Origin of the sequence: Vibrio sp. 10N.261.55.C5 (assembly GCF_041470505.1) — a bacterium.
GTDB lineage: Bacteria > Pseudomonadota > Gammaproteobacteria > Enterobacterales > Vibrionaceae > Vibrio > Vibrio crassostreae_C.
On record NZ_JBFRMS010000062.1, the window covers coordinates 15,676 to 36,029 of the forward strand.

Here is a 20,354-nt window from a genome sequence, read left to right on the forward strand (position 1 = left end):
ACTACGCCCCTTACTCAGCTTGTTCAGCAGAAGCTTGAATGCGAACAGACATACCATTGCGAACACGCTGTAAGCCTTGAGTGATCACTGTGTCATTCTTCTCCAGACCGGAATGAACAATCACACCACCTTCAACCTGACGACCCATTTCGATGTTTCTGCGCTCAGCAACGGGTTCGGCTTCTCCTTCAACTAATACCATCACGAAGTCGCCTTCGAGGTCGGTTTGCACTGCACGACGAGGAATAGTCACAACATCAATAGGTTGTTTTTCACGTAGATCAACGCGAACGTGTTGGCCTGGAAGTAGTTGCTGATTCGGGTTATCAGCAATCGCACGCATCGCGATCGTACCAGTATTAAGGTTGATACGGTTGCCCAAGAAGTCAAGCTGACCTAGATGTTCGAACGTTTCACCGTTCTCAAGCATGATCTGAACTTCAACACGATCAGAATCGCTGCTGCCGTCACCTTCAATTCGGTCCATACCTAACTCAATACGCTCACGCTCACTGATGCTGAACGATGCATGGATTGGGTCTAGGCTAACCAAAGTTGTCAGAACACCTGAAGACGGTGAAACTAGGTCACCTTTACTTACTTTAGTGTCACTGATTCTTCCAGAGAAAGGCGCGATAATTTTGGTGTGAGAAAGCTGGACATTCGCGGCGTTTAACTGAGCTTGGCTTGCTTCTAACTGTGCTTGAGAACCTAATAGGTTTGCCGTTAATGCATCAAATTCAGATTGAGAAATACTGCCCTTAGGAAGTAGGTTCTTACCACGATTGAAATCAAGTTCGGCTTTTTTAAGGTTGGCATTCGCTTGAGCAACAGCCGCTTTCGCGCTTGCTACTTCTGCTTCAAATGATGAAGGCTCAATTGAGTAAAGCAATTGCCCCTTCTCGACCATTTGGCCTTCTTTGAAATGGCGGCTTTGCAGGTAGCCAGAAACTTGTGCAGTAATTGCCGTGTCTTCAACGGCTTCAATACGACCGATGTACGACTTACTTTGTTGGTGAGAAACGACGCTAACATCCTGTACAGCTACGAGAGGTAAAGGCGCTTGCTTGGCATTCTGAGCATCTTGCCCACATCCAGCAAGAATAAGAGAGCTTGCAAGAGCCGTAAGGATTAACTTTTTACGCATGGTTATACCGTCACTTATGAGAAATTGAACAGCATAAAAGTTACGTAACACAATTGCTTCAAATGTCCGAGGAATATCAATTATAACTGACCAAAGTGTATCAATATGTTAATTAAAACCAAGTGCTTATAAAGTGATTACAAACACGCTACAATTCCTAAGTAAATCAATCTCTCAGCTTTTGTTCTCTATGGATATTGTCTAACATAATGTATTGTCAGACAGATAAGCATTCACATTTAATTGTTAAGGAATTCTCATGATTTCAAAATGGGCTAAACGTTTCTATCAAATGGCGGAATTGGTCGGTTCTTGGAGTAAAGATCCTTCAACTCAAGTCGGCGCCGTAATCACTAAGCACAACCGCATTGTTTCTGTTGGTTTTAATGGCTACCCACATGGCGTGTCTGATAGTGCGGATACTGATGACAGAGAGATGAAGTACCTCAAGACACTTCACGCTGAAGAAAATGCGATCTTATTCGCCAAGCGTGATTTGGACAGCTGTGAAATCTGGGTGACTCACTTCCCTTGCCCAAACTGCGCAGCGAAAATCATCCAAACCGGTATTTCTGCGGTTCACTGCCCAGAGCAAAGTGAAGACTTTCTTTCTCGCTGGGGAGACAAAATCAAAGTGAGCCAAGATATGTTTGAACAAGCAGGCGTAAAAGTCGATTGGTTGCCACTGGCTGACCTAGATTAAACGAACAGATAGTTAGAACAAAAAATCCGAGAGTCGATATTATCGCTCTCGGCTTTCTTTTGTTTGGGGCTCAGCGGACTGCAGGATTAAGCACTGACAGGAAATGCTTCAGCGTATGCTTCCATGAAATCTTTACGAATCTCTTGCTCTAGATGAACCGCCTTCTCGGTTGGACAGAAAATCATAAAATGGACTTCTTGCTCACCTGTCGAACTGCTTGTGATATGGATGTGAGGCTCAGAACCCGGAAGGTCAACACCAGCGTGCTTTTCGATCACACCGTTGTAACGGCGAGCAACATCGATAAACTCTTCGCAATGCTCTTCAATTTTCACAATAAGACCCGACAGCATAGGGTATAGGTTTACAAAGTCTTTCACCGTCACAAAAAAGTTATGATAAACATAACGCTTCATGAAGTTGAGGTTCTTAACCGGATAAGTGAAGAACATGCTATTAGGCAGCGTGGCTGTCTTGCCAGTGAAGTGATATTGCCCATGATACAAATCGATTTCTTGAATCACGGTCGCCATCAGATTGTGCTCAATCACTTCACCGCTGATTTTACCCACTTCGATCCAGTCGCCAATTCTAAATGAACGAGAACTCGCACGCTGAATAGAACCGGTGAAACACAAAATGATTTCTTTTGAAGCCACTACTATCGCAACAGCAATGGCCGTGACAGATAGCGCAAACTCGCTGATTTCGGATTTCCACAGCACAAATAACGTCACAACAATAATCGCGAATGTGCCGTTTTTGGTTCGTGACATCCAGTTACGTTGGTCTTCACTAAGGAAAGCAACATCACCTCTTATTTGAGATAAGGTGATTCGGCGAATGATTAAAATAATAGTGATAATCAACGCACTAAAAATAAACTTATGAGCGAGTAGAAAATCAATTACTTGCCACACTTTTTCCATTACTTATTCCTTAGCATTACAACGACGAGCTTTACAACGATTAGCGGAGACTTCGCTATGAAAAAGCGCTCAAAAATAGAGCGCTTTTTTACGTGCCTAAATCAGCTATTGGTAAGGCTATCATTTTATCTTGGCAGAAGTAATAAATTGGCCAAAAGTTTCACACCAAATCACAACCGTATTAAATCGATTAAGATCAGTACCTTCGGGAAGCTCAACCATAAAGCGGTCGAATGTTTTCACATCTCCGACTCTCAATAACTCGTTCTTGCTGTCATTGAAAGCGTGCTCGGTTTCAATGAACTTAGGCGAGAGATAAACCTTGTAATCAGGTCCCGGCGCCAATTCACCTTCAAAAGCAATCGCACTTTCAGATACAGAGACGATGCCTTCTCCCCAATGCAAGAAATCACTGTCTTCTCGGTCTTTGGTAAACTCACCTGTGTAGATAGCCTGCTGACTGATCGCTTCAACAGAACTTGAGGAAGGAGAATCAGGCTCAATCAAGATAGGCAATGCGTAAACACCTAGCCCAAAACCAACAGCACCCACGGCTAAGTGGGTGCAAAGTAAAACTAACTTTTTCATCGCGTACTCCCTTATGCTTAAAGAGAGTATTATTGAATACTCTCAAAAATACAAAGAGATATAACGCTCTGATGTTCTATTTTTGGTAATGCGTTGCTGTACGTTGAGACAATTCGACAATCACTTTTACCGCTTGCTCCATGCCTTGAATGGTAATGAACTCATGAATACCGTGGAAGTTGTAACCGCCAGTAAAGATATTCGGACATGGTAGCCCCATGAAAGATAAGCGAGCACCGTCTGTACCACCCCGGATTGGTTTAACCATTGGCTCGACATTGCACTCAATCATCGCCTGCTTGGCCAATTCAATAATATGTTGATGCGGTTCAACCATCTCTTTCATGTTGAAGTAGCTATCGGTTAGTACCAGCTCAACACGGCCTTTCTCAAGGCGCTCATTCAGCTCATCGACTTTCTGCTGCATGAATGCTTTACGCGCTTCTACACCCTCACGTTCAAAATCACGGATGATGTATCCCAGTTCAGAGCGAGCCACACCCATATCCGCCGATTTCAGGTGGTAGAAGCCTTCATAACCTTCTGTGCACTCTGGTGTTTCTTGCGCAGGCATCATCAATTGGAATTGCGCTGCAATGTTCATCGAGTTCACCATTTTATCTTTTGCGGTGCCCGGGTGAACGTTCACGCCATGACAGATAACATCGGCGCTCGTGGCATTGAAGTTCTCAAATTCCAACTCCCCTACTGGGCCACCATCGATGGTGTACGCCCACTCGGCGCCAAATTTTTCAACGTCAAACAGGTTCGCACCGCGACCAATCTCTTCATCCGGCGTGAAACCAATGCAGATGTCGCCGTGTTTGATGTCTGGATTCGCTTTCAGGTAAGCAATTGCACTGATGATTTCAGCGATGCCCGCTTTGTTGTCGGCACCAAGCAGAGTTGTGCCGTCAGTCGTAATCAGGTCGTGACCATGTAAAGAATCAAGATCTGGATACTGGCTTGGGTTCAAACTCTCGCCACTTTCCCCTAATTCAATCGTTCCACCTCGGTAATCTTTAATCACTTGTGGTTTCACGTTGGCGCCTGATGCGTCAGGAGCGGTATCCATGTGCGCCACAAAGCCAATCGCAGGCACATCGTAATCGACATTCGACGGCAGTTTCGCCATCAAGTATCCATTGTCATCTAAAGACACATCAACTAAGTCTAATGCCACCAATTCTAACTTTAAGGCTTCAGCAAAGGTAATTTGACCCGGTGAACTTGGGCATTGCTGATTAGAAGGATCGGATTTGGTATCAAAAGTAACGTAATTCAGAAAACGTTCTACAAGCTTTTCCATAATTCATCTCACCATGGATTAAGTAATTGATTTACTGACTTAATTATTATGTCGATAAGTGATACATCGTTAAATAAATACGAGCACAGAGTCAGTAGCGAGGGTTTTCATCTTACGCCCCTGACCATGTATGTAATTGCTCTAAATCATTATTGTGCGAAATTAGATGCGCTTCCTATACTTGAAAACAGAGGGTTTCGTCAGTTCAACATTGCATACGGATGATAAGAGATCGCTTTGTACGCATTCTACGCCCTCCGCTCTCAGCCTAACAAAAGTACAAAGTGGATGATGATCACAATTTATCCTTGATGCAGAATCTGTCATACGTTACACGGAGACACAGTTATGACGATTAATAAATATTTCATTTTCTCTCCTCAAGCCTCTGAGGAAACGCTTCGACCAGTATTAACTGAGAAAGAAGTTCAAAGGCAGGAAGCTCTAAGACAGGCGCAGATCCAGGGTGGATTAGACACAAACGCGACCTCGTAACTCAATGAATACCTAGCACTATTAAGACCCCTATAAAAAAGCTCTACGCTCTATCCGGTAGAGCTTTTTTTTATTTTTGATCTGTTCTCCTCTCCCCCACTCCCAAACAAGCTGAACATTAAACCTTCGCTCATTGCTTGTTGTTCTTCACTTCTCGATCACCAATTGGCTCATAGTTTCTCGCGAATGTATTTTCACGCATTGCACACACTAGCTTGCAGCGCTGAGAAATGACTCACTAAACTCCCCGATGCCATACCTTGTCGTGTCATTTTGTGCTAATAATTCATATTCGTTTTCATTCCTCACTCGCCCTCTTTTCAAAACTATAATGCGAGTACCAGAGAACCTAACCACAGGAACCCCGAATTCAATGGAATATTCAAAGCTAGGAAGTAGTCAAATTCCCGTTTCCCGTATCTGTCTTGGCAGCATGACTTGGGGGCTACAAAATACGCAGCAGCAAGCCGACCAACAGATCGAATACGCATTAAGCCAAGGTATTAACTTTATCGATACTGCAGAGATGTACGCGGTTCCACCTTCTCCAGATACCTACGGAAAAACAGAAGCGATCATTGGTAACTGGTTATCGCGTAACCCACAGCGTCGACAAGAGTTGATCATTGCGAGCAAAATTGCCGGGCCAGGGCTTCCTTGGGTTCGAGATGGCGGCCCGATAACGGGTGAAGCGGTGATCGCAGCCGTTGACGCATCATTAAAACGCCTACAAACAGACTATATCGACCTTTACCAACTTCATTGGCCAAATCGTACAACGCCTCACTTTGGTAAGCATTTCCCGAATCACATTCGATTCAGTGATATTGACCGAAAGCAGCATGAAGCTGAGATGTTGGAAATCCTACAAGCACTGGCAAGCTGCATTAAGGCGGGGAAAATTCGCCATGTCGGGCTTTCAGATGATTCTACTTGGGGCATTAACACATACCTCAAGCTGAGCGAGAAACACGATTTGCCACGTATGGTTTCGATTCAGAATGAATTTAGCTTGCTGCACGCAAAAGACTGGCCATATCTGATTGAGAACTGTGTGCATGAAGATGTCGCTTACCTGCCATGGTCACCTTTAGCTGCAGGCATGTTGAGTGGAAAGTACATTGATGGCGCAAGACCGGAAGGCAGCCGTTGGACTTACATGCAACGTAAAGGCATTTTCCGTGACACTGAATCTGCCAACGAAGCGGTTAAAGGCTATGTTGAAGTAGCAAACGCTCATGGATTTACTCCGAGCCAACTGGCATTGGCATGGTGTAATCAAGTTGATGGGGTGACGTCCACCATCATCGGTGCAACGACCATGGAGCAATTAAAAGAGAACGTAGCCGCTTTTAGTAAACCGCTATCAGAAGAGATCCTGACTGATATCAACACAGTATTTAAACGCTACCCGGCTCCGTATTAGGCTGTCAGTTCAACTTAACTTAGGTGAGTAAATCCCATAAGAGCGCGCTATTTAGTGCGCTTTTCTTTTTTAAGTGAGTTGCTTTTGCTTTTTATGTAGATCGCATTGAGTCATCACGCTTTTGGTTCGCTAACCTTTGCTCTATAATGCGCGGGCTTATATCTAGGATAAAAACATGATTTCAAAAAACCAATTAAAACTCCTTCGTGCTTTGGGCCAAAAGAAACAACGTAAAGCCCACGGCCTGTTTCTAGTTCAAGGTGAAAAGAACGTTCTTGAGCTGTTCAATAGTGACTTAGTGGTGAAGAACGTCTTTGCTACCGCTGATTTCTTATCTGAAAATCATGCTTCACTGATTGAGTTTGATTGTGTTGAAGCCTCGCTGGATGATCTAACCAAAGCAAGTACTTTGGTGAGTAACAATGCCGCGATTGCAGTTGTTGAGATCCCAACGTTTGAACTACCAGAAGCGACAGGACTGATGATTGCACTTGATGGCGTTTCAGACCCTGGCAACCTAGGCACGATTATTCGCGTAGCAGACTGGTATGGCATCAAGCATATCGTTGCGAGCAGTGATTGCGCAGACCCATACAACCCTAAAACTATCAGCGCGACTATGGGCAGCTTTGGCCGAGTACACGTAAGTCAAACTGACTTACCAGCTTACTTAGAGCAAGCGAATCTACCGGTTTACGGTGCATTTTTGGAAGGCGAAAGTGTTCATAAGACTGACTTCACTGCAAATGGCATTTTGCTGATGGGCAGCGAGTCTCACGGTATTCGTGAACACGCCGCTAAATACGTGACAGATAAGATTACGATTCCAGCATTCGGTGGCGCAGAGTCTTTGAACGTTGCAATGGCGACTGGCATCATTCTCGACAACATGCGTCGTCAGCACAGCTAGGTCTCATAAGCTAACGATCCAGTCGACAATGTTCAAATATTAAAAAAGGCGTATTGATTAAATCAGTACGCCTTTTTATCTAAGTTCTTTTCAACAATTACTTTTCTAGCATTGCCAACTTATCAGCGACACCATTCCACTTTTCAGCGTCATCCATTGGTGGTTTTACTTCCGTTTGCACAGGCCAAATCTCAGCAAGTTCTGCGTTCACTTCAATGAAAATCTTTTGATCTTCAGGCAGTTCATCTTCTTGGAAGATCGCTTGAGCATCACATTCAGGTACACATAAACCACAATCGATACATTCGATCGGGTTAATTACCATGAAGTTTGGGCCTTCATGGAACGCATCTGCGGGACACACTGCCACACAGTCTGTGTATTTACATTGAATACAATTATCGCCTACGACAAATGCCATGATGCTCTGCTCTATAAGTTAGTCAAAATTGAAGAATGGGGATAATACTCATCCCAAAGCAAAATTCAACATCATACGGCTCTAATATCGTGTCTATTTGCTCCATGTTTCCAAATTAGTATGACAGATAAATCAATTTCTCGTAAAATGCGCGCCATTGTGAGCTTATCGCTTCTTTGAACATCAGCGTTTCCATCAAACTCTGTATTAAGAAACGATCTAGCTAAGACACCTATAAAAACGAGACATCGAAATGATACGTTTAACCGAAATTAAACTCCCACTAGACCATGAAGAGTCTGCTATTCAAGACGCTATTGAAGCGAAACTTGGTATTAACTCTGATCAGGTACTCTCTTTTAATATCTTTAAACGTGGCTACGATGCTCGTAAGAAATCAAAGATCTTACTTATCTACACGCTTGACGTTCTCGTTGAAAACGAAGCTGAGTTGTTAGAACAATTCATTAGCGACCCGCACGTAAAAGTGACTCCTGATATGGAGTACAAGTTTGTTGCTAAAGCGGTTGAGAACCAAACTGAGCGCCCTGTGGTTATCGGTTTTGGCCCATGTGGTCTATTCGCTGGCCTAGTGCTTGCTCAAATGGGTTTCAACCCAATCATCGTTGAGCGTGGTAAAGAAGTTCGTGAGCGTACGAAAGATACCTTTGGTTTCTGGCGTAAGCGTACGCTGAACACAGAATCAAACGTACAGTTTGGTGAAGGCGGCGCAGGTACTTTCTCTGACGGTAAGCTGTACAGCCAAGTTAAAGATCCAAAGCACTACGGCCGTAAAGTAATTGAAGAGTTCGTTGCTGCGGGTGCACCAGAAGAAATTCTATACGTAAGTAAGCCACACATCGGTACCTTTAAACTGGTTACCATGATCGAAAAGATGCGCGCTTCTATCATTGAACTTGGTGGCGAAATCCGTTTCAGCACTCGTGTTGACGACGTTCATATGGAAGATGGTCAAATCACTGGCCTAACGCTTTCTAACGGTGAAGAGATCAAATCTCGTCACGTGGTATTGGCTGTTGGCCACAGTGCTCGTGACACGTTTGAAATGCTGTACGATCGTGGCGTTTACATGGAAGCGAAGCCTTTCTCTGTTGGTTTCCGTATCGAACACAAGCAATCGATGATTGATGAAGCTCGTTTCGGTAAGAACGCAGGCAACCCAATCCTAGGTGCTGCGGACTACAAACTCGTTCACCACTGTAAGAATGGCCGCACTGTATACAGCTTCTGTATGTGCCCAGGTGGTACTGTGGTTGCTGCAACGTCTGAAGAAGGCCGCGTAGTAACGAACGGCATGAGCCAATACTCTCGTGCAGAACGTAACGCAAACAGCGCGATCGTTGTAGGTATCGACCCAGAACGTGATTACCCAGGTGACGCACTGGCTGGTATCCGTTTACAACGTGAACTAGAAAGCGGCGCTTATGTTCTTGGTGGTGAAAACTACGATGCACCAGCTCAAAAAATCGGTGACTTCTTGAAAGGTCGCGATCCAAGTGCAATCGGTGAAGTACAACCGTCATTCACGCCGGGTATCCACCTGACTGATATTTCAAAAGCGCTGCCTGATTTTGCTATCGAAGCGATTCGTGAAGCAATCCCAGCGTTCGAGAAGAAGATCAAAGGTTTCTCTACGCCAGACGGCCTACTTACCGGTGTTGAGACTCGTACGTCTTCTCCTGTATGTATCAAGCGTGGTAAAGACTACCAAAGCATCAACCTTAAGGGCTTCTTCCCTGCTGGCGAAGGTGCAGGCTACGCAGGCGGTATCCTTTCCGCTGGTATTGATGGTATTAAGGCTGCAGAAGCGCTAGCACTATCAATGGTAGAACAGAACCAAGCAGAGAAGATTGAGATCGCTTAAGCGCTTTCGATAAAGCAAAGCTAGATCGCGATCAACCAAAACTAAAAATCCAGTGCCTTGTCGACACTGGATTTTTTTATGTGCATGTGACTAGCGGTGAGCAAGCAACATGGTAGAATGCCGCCATTAATCTTATCCTTGTATAAGATTGTTAAACCTTTCCATCGCTATTTAGCCAAATCATACCGAGAAACTTATGCCATTTTCCAAGCTTGGATTAAGCTCACCTATTGTTAAAGCCGTTGCAAAACAAGGCTATGAAAAGCCAACCTCTATTCAAGAAAAAGCAATTCCGATTGTTCTTTCTGGTAAGAACCTTATTGCTGCAGCACAAACAGGTACAGGTAAAACTGCGAGCTTTGTTCTCCCTATCTTAGAAATGCTAAGCAAAGGTGAAACGCAGCGTAAAAAACGTATCCGCGCAGTTATCCTGACACCAACGCGTGAGCTGGCAGTTCAGGTTGAACAGAACATCACTAAGTACGCGAAGTTCCTAAACCTAACATCACTAGCGATGTACGGTGGCGTGTCTTACCAACACCAGAAAGATCGTCTTATTGAAGGCGTGGATATTCTTGTGGCAACACCAGGTCGTTTGATCGACATGTACGGACAACGTGCCGTTCACTTTGATGAAGTGGAAGTACTGGTTCTAGATGAAGCTGACCGCATGCTAGACATGGGTTTCATTGAAGACATCAACAAGATCATCGCGCGTCTACCACAAGACATCCAAAACCTGCTGTTCTCGGCAACGCTTTCAACGCCAGTGCGTGCACTAGCGAAAAGTGCAATCAGTGAAGCGGAAGAGATTTCGATTGCCAAGACTGATGCGTCTAAAGCGAACATTGAGCAATGGTTAGTTACCGTAGATAAAGACCGTAAGTCAGCACTATTGAGCCACATGATTACCGAAGGCAACTGGGACCAAGCGCTTATCTTTATCGAAACCAAGCACGGCGCTGCTAAGTTGGTTGCTCAACTTGAGAAACGTGGTATTCAAGCGGAAGCTTTCCATAGTGGACGTAGCCAAGCGATTCGTGAAAAAATCTTGGCTGACTTCAAGAAAGGTCGTCTAAAGTACTTAGTCGCGACGGGTGTTGCTGCTCGTGGTATCGATATCGACAACCTAAGCCGCGTAGTGAACTACGACATGCCATTCCCAGCAGATGATTATGTTCACCGTATTGGTCGTACAGGCCGTGCTGATGCATCTGGCGAAGCGATCTCTTTCCTATCAAAAGATAACTTCAAAAACCTGTGCATTATTGAAAAGCGTCTTGGTCACTTGATTGAACGTCGCGTTGTTGAAGGTTTCGAACCACGCAAAGAAGTACCCATTTCAGTATTGAACTTCGTTCCTAAGAAGAAAAGAGAACAGCAACAAGACTAAGTAATTTCAGCGACAGAAAATGCAAAGTTGCATTAACCAAAAGAAAAGTCGCGTTAGCCAAAATGAAAATAAAACGAAGCCCTATGTGGCTTCGTTTTGTTCTTTGAAATACATATAACGTTGAGGCAATAAGATGATCACTCCTATCGCAACGAGATTAACCCGCGGCCAAGACCTAAAGCTAGAGATCCAGAGGCTAGTGACAGCGCACAATATCTCCGCGGGCTCTATTGCGTCTTGTGTCGGATGTGTTTCTCAACTCAATATTCGCTTAGCTAATGCCAACAACACCAAGCTAGTTCAAGCTCCGTTCGAAATAGTCTCGGTGATGGCAACGCTAACCCCAAACCACCAGCATATTCATATCTCCGTTGCTGATGAGAATGGCAATGTAATTGGTGGGCATTTGCTTGAAGGGACGATTATCGCAACCACCACTGAACTTATCGTTCACCGCTACGATACTTTGACCTTCAGCAGAGAGCACGACGATTCGACGGGTTACACTGAACTTACTATCGGCACTAGCAAATAACTGATTGACCCATAGCAACACCAAACGCCCCATGTAAAGCGATACTACCAAACAGCAATTAGGAAACACGATGGCTTCAAACTCCGCAGATTCCGTTATCGTTCTCGATTTCGAAACCACAGGCTTATCACCAAACATGGGTGACCGAGCGATTGAGATCGGTGCGGTTAAACTCGTTAACGGCGAAGTCGTTGACACCTTCCAACAACTCATGAATCCAGGGTTTCGTGTGAGTGGCTTCATTGAAAGCTACACCGGCATTACTAACCGCATGCTGAACACCGCGGCCAGTTGCAGTGAAGTGATGGATGAGTTTGCAGACTTTATTCAAGACAGTCAGCTTGTTGCTCATAATGCATCGTTTGATAAACGCTTTCTCGACGCAGAATTAGATAATATTGGTCGCGATTACAATGGACAGTTCGCTTGCTCAATGTTGATAGCTCGTCGTCTAATCCAAGACGCACCAACTCATAAGCTAGGCGACCTTGTGCGTTTCAAAAATATCGACAACGACGGTACTTTCCACAGAGCGTTAGCCGATTCAGAAATGACAGCAAGGTTGTGGTTATTGATGATTGATGAATTGCAAAGTGATCACGGCATTCAACAGCCAAGCTTTCAACTGATGCAGAAAATATCTAGGACAGCCAAAGGTTTGATTCCAAAACTACTGATGAGCAACAGGGGTTAGGTTCCGAAATTCAGTTTGATGAAAGGCTAGCTCGATAATGACCGCTAGCCTTTAAAAAGAACGCTCTACTCTTGCAATGACTCCAACGTTCCTTTGAGGCTTTCTAACTCATTCATAAAATACGCCCACTGCTTGTTACTGCTGGTCGCGGCCATATCTACTAAAAACTTGGCTGATGTTTCCATATTTTGGTTAAGCTGCGGCTCAAGTTCAGCAGGATAATAAGCTTCATTGTTTAAAAGCAACTTCATAATAATTGGCTGAGCAATATGTAGGTCGCTCTTCTTTGCCATCAGCGTCGTTAGCTCTTGATAGATGTTGTTTTGATATTGTCGCCAACTGCTATTGGTATTTACCCACTCTTTAGACCAAGCCAAAATAATCTGTTTTTGTTCTTTCGATACTGAACCTAACCACCGTTCTGCGCGCTCTTCTATTCTGCTTCGGTATCGCTCTCTCGAATCGGCATCGTTCAACGACAACCTTTCTTCATAATAGTCTTGCTGCTTTTCACGAAAGTTCTTTAAAAACTCCCTGTCTTGCTTAGGGCTAAGCTGCATACTCAAGGCGTAAATATCTGGAGCGAACTTATTGACGATTGAGCGAATATGCTCTTTCGTTTCTTCACTTTGGCCAACAATAAAAGCGGGATTCATATCCGACCGTTCTACGTTTTGAATCGCTTCTAATTGCGAAATATACAGAGGTAGCTGAGTTTCTTTATGCCATTTCTGTAATATATCTAATCGCTCTTCAAGCTCTGATTCTTGGCTATTTGAGAGGGAAACAAAATCTTCTATATAGCTAACGACAAACCAACCTATATTGTTATAGGCGAACTTGGTCCCGCACCCAGTAAATAGAAAACAGATCACTAAAACTAACCACCGGCACTTTCTCATTCTACCCTCTCACGACATTCAACAAAGCCACAAACCGATTAACTCATCCCTTTAAGGTTAGCCCAGTTTTTATAACGCTAATTCTAGCTCTTATAAAAGTAGTCTTAATAAACAGTGGTCGTAAAAACTTTGAGATAAATTGAGACCCAAACTTGCTAATCTAGCTATTTAGGCAAATGATTAAACTAAAAATAATTAATGGCAGTGATGTAACTTGATTTTATTACTCATTTGACGTGATACGAGCCCTATAAATGAGTTGGGTTGACGTATTTAAAATGATTGATATTTGGGAGGGAAGCTATGGCCGCTATTCCTGATCATACAAGCGATTTAGAATATGAGCTTTGTTATTTTGACGATGGATCAATAACCACAATCACGATATTGGTTCACAATCGACAGGAAGCGATGACTTGGTATCTTAGCGAAGGAAAACATATCAACGATCTTTATTCGATAAGACCCGATGAATAATGCTTTGGTATAGAGGACTAGGTCGATAAACCTAAGATAAGAAACTTAAGTGGCATTTTGTGGAACACCCTTTACTGCAATGCCATTAATTAGCAATGTCGTTAATTAGACATATCGCAGCAAAGGGATTCAGTCTCGAATTACTTCAGGATTCGGGCGCGGAATTGACGACCCTTCATTTTACCTGATTCGATTTTGTTCAGTGCTTTTTTAGCCACAGATCTTTCTACCGCTACGTAAGCACGCATTGCAAACAGATTGATCTTACCTACTGATTTACCATCAATGCCGCCTTGGCCCGTCAGTGCGCCAAGAATATCACCAGCACGAAGCTTAGCTTTCTTACCGCCATCAATTTGGATGGTAACCATGTTTGAGTAGTACGGCTTAGCAATTGGTTTTGCTGGCAGTTCAGATGGCTCGATTGGCATGTCCATGTACTCATCAATTTGAGCAACACGGTACATCTCTTTTTCGCTAAAGAAGCTGATCGCTACGCCTTTGCTTCCTGCACGGCCAGTACGACCAATACGGTGTACGTGAACTTCAGGGTCGCGAGACAATTCAAAGTTGAACACAGCATCTAGGTTATCAACATCAAGACCGCGAGCCGCAACGTCTGTCGCCACTAGAATCGAGATGGTTTTGTTTGAGAACTGAACCAAAGCTTGGTCACGTTCACGCTGTTCCATGTCACCATGAAGTTCGATAACACTGAAACCGCGGTGGCTTAGCTCATCGTTTACGTTCTGCACTTCTTTCTTAGTGTTACAGAACACAACCGCAGACTCCGGTTGGTGATGCAACAACAGCAGCTCTAGAGCGTCATCACGAGCTTCAGAACCTTCTAACTTGTAGAAGTGTTGTTGGATGCTTGAGTGATCGTGTGTTGATTCAACCTTCACCATTTCTGGATTGCGCATAATGCGGTCTGCAACAGATTTGATCTGTTTAGGGAAAGTCGCACTGAATAGCAGAGTTTGGCGTTCTTTTGGCGCCGCTTCAATCACAGCATCCAAAGCGTCTTGGAAACCCATCTCTAGCATGCGATCCGCTTCATCTAACACAAGTGTGTTCAGCTCAGACAGGTCAATGCGGCCTTTCTCTAGGTGATCAAGAATACGACCAGGTGTGCCTACAAGAATGTGTGCGCCATGCTCTAGTGAACCAATCTGTGGGCCCATTGGCATACCGCCACATAGTGTCAGCACTTTAATGTTGTGAATACCACGAGCAAGAGTACGAATCTCTTTTGCTACTTGGTCTGCAAGCTCACGAGTCGGACATAACACTAAAGACTGAACACGGAAACGCTTAACGCGTAGGTTCTGCAGCACGCCTAAACCGAAAGCAGCTGTTTTACCTGAACCCGTTTTACCCTGACCGATAACGTCCTTGCCATTTAGGATAGTAGGAAGACTTAACGCTTGGATCGGCGTCATTTCAGTATAACCAAGAGAATCTAACGTATTTAGAAGCTCTGGTTTAAGGGCGATTGAAGAGAATTTTGAAGTGCTCAATGGAAATATCCAACTGGTGAAAAACAGAGTGCATTATGAGTGTTTTTGAAAATTATTCCACCTTAATCACAGTTTTGGAGAAACATGTTAGGCGAACACAAAAAAGCCAGCTTACTTAGCTGGCTTTGACTTCTATACGAATTGCTTTCTATGGCACACCGTGACCTTTAGATGCCACCCATACGCGATACCACTGTTCGCGCGTCAGCTCGATTTTCAGTGCATCAACGGCCGTCTTCACACGCTCAATCTTACCAGAACCAATAATTGCAATTGGACTAGATGGTAAACGACGAACCCAAGCGTAAATCACTTGATCAATGCTGTCTGCACCGACTTCTTGACGAATCGCCTCTAGCTCATCACGAACGCGAACCGCTTGCGCTGAATCACCACTGAAGATGCTACCACCACCGAGACAAGACCACGCCATCGGGCGAATGCGGTTCATCTGCAGTTGATCTAGCGTGCCATCATGAGCCACTTCGAAGTTCAATGGGTTGATTTCAACTTGGTTGGTCACTAACGGCTTACCGAGTCGAGATTGAAGCAGTTCGAACTGACGCGGTGAAAAGTTAGAAACACCGAAGTGCTTAACTTTACCTACTTTGTGTAGCTCTGCGAACGCTTCTGCTACTTCATCGGCATCCATTAACACGTCAGGGCGGTGAATCAACAATACATCGATATCGTTAACACCTAAGTGCTCTAATGAGTTATTTACTGATTGGTAAATATGCTGCGCGCTGGTGTCATAGTGATTGATCTTACGATCTGGAGTGTGGTCACCACATAGGTTGATATCGCACTTGGTGACGATTTGAATATCATCACGAAGGCTTGGTTCAAGCGCTAACGCCTCACCAAACAACTTTTCACATTGGTAGTTACCGTAAATATCCGCGTGATCAACAGTTGTGATGCCAAGATCAATATGTTGCTTCAGGAAAGTCAGGCGTTGTTGCGGGGTCATGCCCCACTCTGCTGTACGCCAGTATCCTTGCACCAGCTCAGAAAGTTCTGGGCCTTGTGGCGCTATCGTTACTCTTGCAACCATGGGTTGTCTCCTTTATCAATACTGAACGTATCCTAAGCTCGTTTTACCGAAGGCTCAACGTATAACAAATGGCAAAGCTAAACGCTTATTAAAAATGTGAGAGCCGCAGAAAAACGAACACTTAAATGAATTATAACTTGCTGTCTGCCCGCGAGCCGTTCTCCTGAAAGGCTTGTTTAGCCTAATAAATAACGAAACTATCTATAAATTTGAGCAATTAAAAACGATTAAGTTCAACCGTTAAGTTGTCACCATCACTCTGTAACTGAATCCAAGGAGAAGTAGAGCTAGAAGAAGATAAGCTAGGCACATTCCACACACTCAGTTGCTCTGCTGAACCGTGAGGCGCGTTGATGAATTCGACCAGCTGTTTATCCACCTTATCGAAACCAACACCTTCATTTCGAGCTTGTTCGAGTTGAGCTGTAACATCGAATTCATCTTCACCAATACGAATTGAACTGAGAGCAAAGCCATCTTGGCGAAGGTATGCCTGAAGCTTTGTGTAACTTAGGTCCGAATATGGCAGGTTTAAGCGAACCGTTTCGACACTTGAGTCCCCCAACTCCAGTTCAACATACACATCCAGGTCGTAATATTGGGTTAAGTCACTGCACAACAAAGTACCTTCGATCTCACCACAATCCATCAACTCGATATCATTAATATAGTTTTGAGAATTCGGCAGACTTGGGCTGCTGTTAAATACTGTTCTTAGCCACCAGCTTTCGGTTGCTTGCGCTGAAAATGAAATAGCATTGAGGGACAGCATTAGAGGCAAGATTAGAACTTGAAAGATTTTCATCGACTGGGCTTATTTAGCGCTATATGAAGTGTCCATTATACGTGACCAAACGACAAACAACTGCTCGAGTCGCAAATTTTAGGCGAAAAAAAACGGGCATACATGCCCGCTAGATAATTTCATCACCGAATAACGTAATCCGTCACGTTGAGAACCATTACGAAAGAGAGAATATCACTCTCCCACAACAGTTACAACATGACATACCCATTACTTGTAGCCACCTTCAATAGCAGGCTCTTCAAGCGACAATCTGACTTTGTTACGTTGAATAGCTTCTGGCGGCAAGCTGATGAAGCCGTATTGGTTCAAAACGACTTGATGAAAAGGTAACTTCTATGCCGTTATACTTAACATCACAAAATACATTCAATGAATGTGTCATAATGTTGAAATTACTGGTTAATTTTCAAGGAATGTCATGACTGCAACGAACTATCTCAACCAATTGAATCAAAAGTATCTTGCGACTCATAAAGCGAAAGAAGACTTCTTTTGGGATACATATATGGGTATCAGTGACGACCACGATGGTTCGACACTCGCACAGACTCAGTGGACGGAATTTCTAAGCTCTGCCGAACAGATTACTGCTATCGAAACGCAACTCGCTGTTATCGATGAAATTCAAGATCCTCTCGAAAAAGAGAGTACGCTGACAGGCTTGAATGGTTGGTTGGCGACCTTTAGATCTCACGCTATTGAGTCTGAGCAGTCACAGAAGCTTAAAGCCGAACTCATAAAATTTGAGGCTGAACTGTTTGAGAAAAAACAAAACCATGTGATGACTTACGTAAATGAAACAGGCGACGAAACAGAAGGGTCGCTGCCCGTTTTAGGTTCAGCCGTTAGAAGTAATGGTAATGAACAAGTTAGGCTTTCTGCACATCAAGCACTATTAGATTTAGAACAGTGGCTGCTGGCTAACGGCTTCATTGAACTGCTCAAAAAACGTAACCAATTTGCTCAATCACTGGGTTTTAAAACCTTCTTTGATTACTCGGTGGTTAAAACCGAACAGATGACGACAGAGCAGCTGTTTACGATTCTGGATGACTTCGAAGCACGTACACGCGATAACCATCAGCAAAGTCTAACCAATTTGGCTGAGCAGAAAGGCGAGAATGCACTTCAAGCCCATAACTTTACCTACTCTTTTTCAGGTGACGTTATGAATGATCTTGATCCTTATGTTCCATTCTCAAAGTCACTTCGACGCTGGATCGAATCTTTTGGTCGCCTAAACATCGAATACTCTCAAGCGACATTAAAATTGGATCTGCTTGATCGCAAAGGTAAGTACCCTAATGGCTTCTGCCATGGCCCTATCCCTTCTTTCTACGATCAAGACACATGGGTAGCTGCTCAAGTTAACTTCACGAGCAACGCAAAGCCCGATCAAGTTGGCAGCGGCTATGATGGCATCAATACACTATTTCACGAGGGTGGTCATGCAGCACATTTTGCTAACGTAAAAATGAACGCACCGTGTTTCTCTCAAGAGTTTGCACCAACCTCAATGGCTTATGCCGAAACGCAATCCATGTTCTGTGACAGCTTGTTGAATGACGCCGATTGGCTCAAACAATACGCGCTTAATGCAGATGGCCAAGCAGTACCTGACGAGTTAATCAAAGCAATCATCGATAACAAACAACCCTTCAGAGCTTATCAAGAACGCAGCATTTTAGTGGTTCCGTATTTCGAGCGAGCACTTTACGAATTGGCGGATGAAAATCTGACACCTGAAAAGATTACCGCTCTTGCTCGTAGCAGTGAGAAAACGATTCTTGGATTAGCTTGTAGCCCTCGCCCATTAATGGCGATCCCGCATCTGTTGTCGGATGAAGCGTCTTGCGCGTATCAAGGTTACCTGCTGGCTCATATGGCGGTGTATCAAACTCGTGCATATTTCACCGATAAGTTTGGCTACTTAACGGATAACCCAGAAATCGGCCCTTTGTTAGCTAAGCACTATTGGCACCAAGGCAATAGCGTGAATCATAATGGGACAATCGAAAGCCTGACTGGGGAAGGTTTTAATGCAAAATACCTCGCTGACGAGTGCAACTTATCGCCAGAAGAAGCTTGGGCGATTGAGGAGAAAAAAATCAAACAGCTGTCGACAAGAGAACGTGCACCAGTCTCTGATTTGAATGCGAAGATATCGATCGTTGATGGGGCTACTGAGTTGGCGAATAATGCAAAGTCGAATGACCAAATGTGTGATGATTTTGAGCACTTTATTATTGAGCAATACGGTCGATAGATTGAGTTTTAATGCTAATGAAAAAGGCAAAAATGAGTAGTGACATAACTCATTTTTGCCCCAAAATCACTTAGATTAAATACTCTATACAATTCATAGGGCGTGCGTTTACCCTACTAAAACTTATTCGATTGAGTTGATAATTCATCATTCCCATTACTAGGCGACACATTGCTGTCTAACTTCCCTTTATGTGGCATAACGTATTGATTGTTATTTGAGTTAATATAAAAATGAATGCATCATTGAAGGATGAAAGACGACAATTTGGCGTCTAATAAGCGTTAGCTATATTATTCAAGTTCGGAGGAAAGTTTTGTTGGGTAAAGTCACTGGTTTTATGGATTATTTCCTAAAAATTCCGGCAACATTTTTAGTGGCTGTGATTGCAGTTGTTGGGATAATACTTTTTGTTCCAGATAGTGTAGCTGAATCTCTTGCTGTCAAAGGGTTCAGAGAATCCTATAGGGTTTATCTTGGACCAAGCTTTTTATTGTTGGTTTCTTTTGCTTGCGCTAGGCTCTTTTCATTTTTTGCCCGAGGTCAGGCTAGCAAGAAGAGTCTTGAAAGAAAGCAGAGCTTACTTCATCAGTTAACACCTGAGGAAAAAGGTTATTTGTTGCCTTATATCCAACAACAGTTAAATTCAGTTTATGTTGGGCACGAAGATGGTGTTATGGCTGGTTTGAGATCTAAGGGGGTTACTTACCTGCCATCGAGCACAGGTGACGTGCTAAATGGTTTTGCATTTAACCTGCAACCTTGGGCTAGAGAGTACTTAGTCAACAACCCTCATTTACTCGATGGTTATATAGGTGAGCCTATGACACCGAGAGAAAAAATGGGTTTTGGTGGCTGGTAGCATATAGCTAACAAACGACTATGGCGT

General features: G+C 43.8%; 20 protein-coding genes and 1 pseudogene. 11 read left to right on the forward strand and 10 right to left on the reverse strand.

Annotation, left to right across the window (positions count from 1 at the left end; genetic code table 11):
• Window positions 1-10: 10 nt before the first annotated feature.
• Window positions 11-1,147 (reverse strand): efflux RND transporter periplasmic adaptor subunit, encoded by a 1,137-nt coding sequence (locus tag AB4263_RS21045; RefSeq protein ID WP_372098841.1) that lies wholly within the window; start codon window positions 1,145-1,147, stop codon window positions 11-13.
• A 259-nt stretch (window positions 1,148-1,406) separates the two neighbouring features.
• Here AB4263_RS21045 and AB4263_RS21050 point away from each other — a divergent pair, with 259 nt between their 5' ends.
• The gene (locus AB4263_RS21050; RefSeq protein ID WP_017059490.1) at window positions 1,407-1,850 is read left to right on the forward strand and encodes a dCMP deaminase family protein; all 444 of its coding nucleotides are present in this window, start codon (window positions 1,407-1,409) and stop codon (window positions 1,848-1,850) included.
• Window positions 1,851-1,936: 86 nt separating this feature from the next.
• Here the strand turns inward: AB4263_RS21050 and AB4263_RS21055 are convergent, their stop codons facing one another.
• The 3 genes from AB4263_RS21055 to pepT form a co-directional block, all read right to left on the reverse strand.
• Window positions 1,937-2,779: a mechanosensitive ion channel family protein gene (locus tag AB4263_RS21055; RefSeq protein ID WP_017064358.1), complete on the reverse strand. Its 843-nt coding sequence runs from the start codon at window positions 2,777-2,779 to the stop codon at window positions 1,937-1,939.
• Window positions 2,780-2,899: 120 nt separating this feature from the next.
• Window positions 2,900-3,367, reverse strand: a complete 468-nt coding sequence (locus tag AB4263_RS21060) for a DM13 domain-containing protein (protein WP_372098842.1) — start codon at window positions 3,365-3,367, stop codon at window positions 2,900-2,902.
• 76 nt (window positions 3,368-3,443) lie between these two features.
• Window positions 3,444-4,676 (reverse strand): peptidase T, encoded by a 1,233-nt coding sequence (pepT, locus tag AB4263_RS21065; protein WP_372098843.1) that lies wholly within the window; start codon window positions 4,674-4,676, stop codon window positions 3,444-3,446.
• Between the two features lie 348 nt (window positions 4,677-5,024).
• Between pepT and AB4263_RS21070 the strand changes: the two genes are divergently transcribed.
• From AB4263_RS21070 to AB4263_RS21080, 3 genes are all read left to right on the forward strand, one after another.
• The gene (locus AB4263_RS21070) at window positions 5,025-5,171 is read left to right on the forward strand and encodes a hypothetical protein (RefSeq protein WP_017059486.1); all 147 of its coding nucleotides are present in this window, start codon (window positions 5,025-5,027) and stop codon (window positions 5,169-5,171) included.
• Window positions 5,172-5,544: 373 nt separating this feature from the next.
• Window positions 5,545-6,597: an aldo/keto reductase gene (locus tag AB4263_RS21075; RefSeq protein ID WP_032545660.1), complete on the forward strand. Its 1,053-nt coding sequence runs from the start codon at window positions 5,545-5,547 to the stop codon at window positions 6,595-6,597.
• Window positions 6,598-6,772: 175 nt separating this feature from the next.
• Window positions 6,773-7,507, forward strand: a complete 735-nt coding sequence (locus AB4263_RS21080; protein ID WP_065584752.1) for an RNA methyltransferase — start codon at window positions 6,773-6,775, stop codon at window positions 7,505-7,507.
• A gap of 97 nt (window positions 7,508-7,604) precedes the next feature.
• Here the strand turns inward: AB4263_RS21080 and fdxA are convergent, their stop codons facing one another.
• Entirely contained in the window at window positions 7,605-7,928 is a 324-nt protein-coding gene (fdxA, locus tag AB4263_RS21085) for a ferredoxin FdxA (protein WP_372098844.1), read from the reverse strand.
• Between the two features lie 253 nt (window positions 7,929-8,181).
• Here fdxA and AB4263_RS21090 point away from each other — a divergent pair, with 253 nt between their 5' ends.
• The 4 genes from AB4263_RS21090 (at window position 8,182) to AB4263_RS21105 (ending at window position 12,435) form a co-directional block, all read left to right on the forward strand.
• Entirely contained in the window at window positions 8,182-9,813 is a 1,632-nt protein-coding gene (locus AB4263_RS21090; protein WP_372098845.1) for an NAD(P)/FAD-dependent oxidoreductase, read from the forward strand.
• A 196-nt stretch (window positions 9,814-10,009) separates the two neighbouring features.
• The gene (locus AB4263_RS21095) at window positions 10,010-11,206 is read left to right on the forward strand and encodes a DEAD/DEAH box helicase (protein ID WP_017064352.1); all 1,197 of its coding nucleotides are present in this window, start codon (window positions 10,010-10,012) and stop codon (window positions 11,204-11,206) included.
• Between the two features lie 133 nt (window positions 11,207-11,339).
• Window positions 11,340-11,741 (forward strand): PPC domain-containing DNA-binding protein, encoded by a 402-nt coding sequence (locus tag AB4263_RS21100; RefSeq protein ID WP_372098846.1) that lies wholly within the window; start codon window positions 11,340-11,342, stop codon window positions 11,739-11,741.
• 70 nt (window positions 11,742-11,811) lie between these two features.
• Window positions 11,812-12,435 carry a PolC-type DNA polymerase III gene (locus tag AB4263_RS21105; RefSeq protein WP_372098847.1) on the forward strand — a complete coding sequence of 208 codons (624 nt, stop codon included), beginning with the start codon at window positions 11,812-11,814 and terminating at the stop codon, window positions 12,433-12,435.
• A gap of 65 nt (window positions 12,436-12,500) precedes the next feature.
• On the opposite strand, the gene AB4263_RS21110 is transcribed toward AB4263_RS21105, so the two are convergent.
• Entirely contained in the window at window positions 12,501-13,337 is an 837-nt protein-coding gene (locus tag AB4263_RS21110) for a DUF6279 family lipoprotein (protein ID WP_372098848.1), read from the reverse strand.
• A gap of 303 nt (window positions 13,338-13,640) precedes the next feature.
• Here AB4263_RS21110 and AB4263_RS21115 point away from each other — a divergent pair, with 303 nt between their 5' ends.
• Window positions 13,641-13,814: a hypothetical protein gene (locus tag AB4263_RS21115; protein ID WP_017071599.1), complete on the forward strand. Its 174-nt coding sequence runs from the start codon at window positions 13,641-13,643 to the stop codon at window positions 13,812-13,814.
• Window positions 13,815-13,954: 140 nt separating this feature from the next.
• On the opposite strand, the gene dbpA is transcribed toward AB4263_RS21115, so the two are convergent.
• The 4 genes and pseudogenes from dbpA to AB4263_RS21135 form a co-directional block, all read right to left on the reverse strand.
• Window positions 13,955-15,334 (reverse strand): ATP-dependent RNA helicase DbpA, encoded by a 1,380-nt coding sequence (gene dbpA, locus AB4263_RS21120; RefSeq protein ID WP_017064348.1) that lies wholly within the window; start codon window positions 15,332-15,334, stop codon window positions 13,955-13,957.
• A gap of 148 nt (window positions 15,335-15,482) precedes the next feature.
• Window positions 15,483-16,391 (reverse strand): aldo/keto reductase family oxidoreductase, encoded by a 909-nt coding sequence (locus AB4263_RS21125; protein ID WP_017064347.1) that lies wholly within the window; start codon window positions 16,389-16,391, stop codon window positions 15,483-15,485.
• Window positions 16,392-16,608: 217 nt separating this feature from the next.
• Window positions 16,609-17,196, reverse strand: coding sequence for a hypothetical protein (locus AB4263_RS21130; RefSeq protein ID WP_017071598.1), 588 nt, complete (start codon window positions 17,194-17,196; stop codon window positions 16,609-16,611).
• Between the two features lie 210 nt (window positions 17,197-17,406).
• Window positions 17,407-17,520 (reverse strand): annotated as a pseudogene (locus AB4263_RS21135) (phosphate ABC transporter substrate-binding protein); the annotation flags it as partial.
• A gap of 97 nt (window positions 17,521-17,617) precedes the next feature.
• Here AB4263_RS21135 and AB4263_RS21140 point away from each other — a divergent pair.
• Together AB4263_RS21140 and AB4263_RS21145 are read left to right on the forward strand one after the other, a co-directional pair.
• Complete coding sequence (locus AB4263_RS21140) at window positions 17,618-19,465, forward strand: M3 family metallopeptidase (protein ID WP_372098849.1); 1,848 nt, start codon at window positions 17,618-17,620, stop codon at window positions 19,463-19,465.
• 319 nt (window positions 19,466-19,784) lie between these two features.
• Window positions 19,785-20,327, forward strand: a complete 543-nt coding sequence (locus AB4263_RS21145; RefSeq protein ID WP_372098850.1) for a super-infection exclusion protein B — start codon at window positions 19,785-19,787, stop codon at window positions 20,325-20,327.
• Window positions 20,328-20,354: the final 27 nt, after the last annotated feature.

What these genes read in the sequence shown, in the direction of transcription:
- AB4263_RS21100 (WP_372098846.1), top strand. Translation starts at nt 11,340, where the DNA reads ATGATCACTCCTATCGCAACGAGATTAACCCGCGGCCAAGACCTAAAG.
- AB4263_RS21105 (WP_372098847.1), top strand. Translation starts at nt 11,812, where the DNA reads ATGGCTTCAAACTCCGCAGATTCCGTTATCGTTCTCGATTTCGAAACC.
- AB4263_RS21090 (WP_372098845.1), top strand. Translation starts at nt 8,182, where the DNA reads ATGATACGTTTAACCGAAATTAAACTCCCACTAGACCATGAAGAGTCT.
- AB4263_RS21060 (WP_372098842.1), bottom strand. Translation starts at nt 3,367, where the DNA reads ATGAAAAAGTTAGTTTTACTTTGCACCCACTTAGCCGTGGGTGCTGTT.
- pepT (WP_372098843.1), bottom strand. Translation starts at nt 4,676, where the DNA reads ATGGAAAAGCTTGTAGAACGTTTTCTGAATTACGTTACTTTTGATACC.
- AB4263_RS21075 (WP_032545660.1), top strand. Translation starts at nt 5,545, where the DNA reads ATGGAATATTCAAAGCTAGGAAGTAGTCAAATTCCCGTTTCCCGTATC.
- AB4263_RS21140 (WP_372098849.1), top strand. Translation starts at nt 17,618, where the DNA reads ATGACTGCAACGAACTATCTCAACCAATTGAATCAAAAGTATCTTGCG.
- AB4263_RS21055 (WP_017064358.1), bottom strand. Translation starts at nt 2,779, where the DNA reads ATGGAAAAAGTGTGGCAAGTAATTGATTTTCTACTCGCTCATAAGTTT.
- AB4263_RS21050 (WP_017059490.1), top strand. Translation starts at nt 1,407, where the DNA reads ATGATTTCAAAATGGGCTAAACGTTTCTATCAAATGGCGGAATTGGTC.
- AB4263_RS21095 (WP_017064352.1), top strand. Translation starts at nt 10,010, where the DNA reads ATGCCATTTTCCAAGCTTGGATTAAGCTCACCTATTGTTAAAGCCGTT.
- AB4263_RS21130 (WP_017071598.1), bottom strand. Translation starts at nt 17,196, where the DNA reads ATGAAAATCTTTCAAGTTCTAATCTTGCCTCTAATGCTGTCCCTCAAT.
- AB4263_RS21115 (WP_017071599.1), top strand. Translation starts at nt 13,641, where the DNA reads ATGGCCGCTATTCCTGATCATACAAGCGATTTAGAATATGAGCTTTGT.
- AB4263_RS21125 (WP_017064347.1), bottom strand. Translation starts at nt 16,391, where the DNA reads ATGGTTGCAAGAGTAACGATAGCGCCACAAGGCCCAGAACTTTCTGAG.
- AB4263_RS21045 (WP_372098841.1), bottom strand. Translation starts at nt 1,147, where the DNA reads ATGCGTAAAAAGTTAATCCTTACGGCTCTTGCAAGCTCTCTTATTCTT.
- AB4263_RS21110 (WP_372098848.1), bottom strand. Translation starts at nt 13,337, where the DNA reads ATGAGAAAGTGCCGGTGGTTAGTTTTAGTGATCTGTTTTCTATTTACT.
- fdxA (WP_372098844.1), bottom strand. Translation starts at nt 7,928, where the DNA reads ATGGCATTTGTCGTAGGCGATAATTGTATTCAATGTAAATACACAGAC.
- AB4263_RS21080 (WP_065584752.1), top strand. Translation starts at nt 6,773, where the DNA reads ATGATTTCAAAAAACCAATTAAAACTCCTTCGTGCTTTGGGCCAAAAG.
- AB4263_RS21070 (WP_017059486.1), top strand. Translation starts at nt 5,025, where the DNA reads ATGACGATTAATAAATATTTCATTTTCTCTCCTCAAGCCTCTGAGGAA.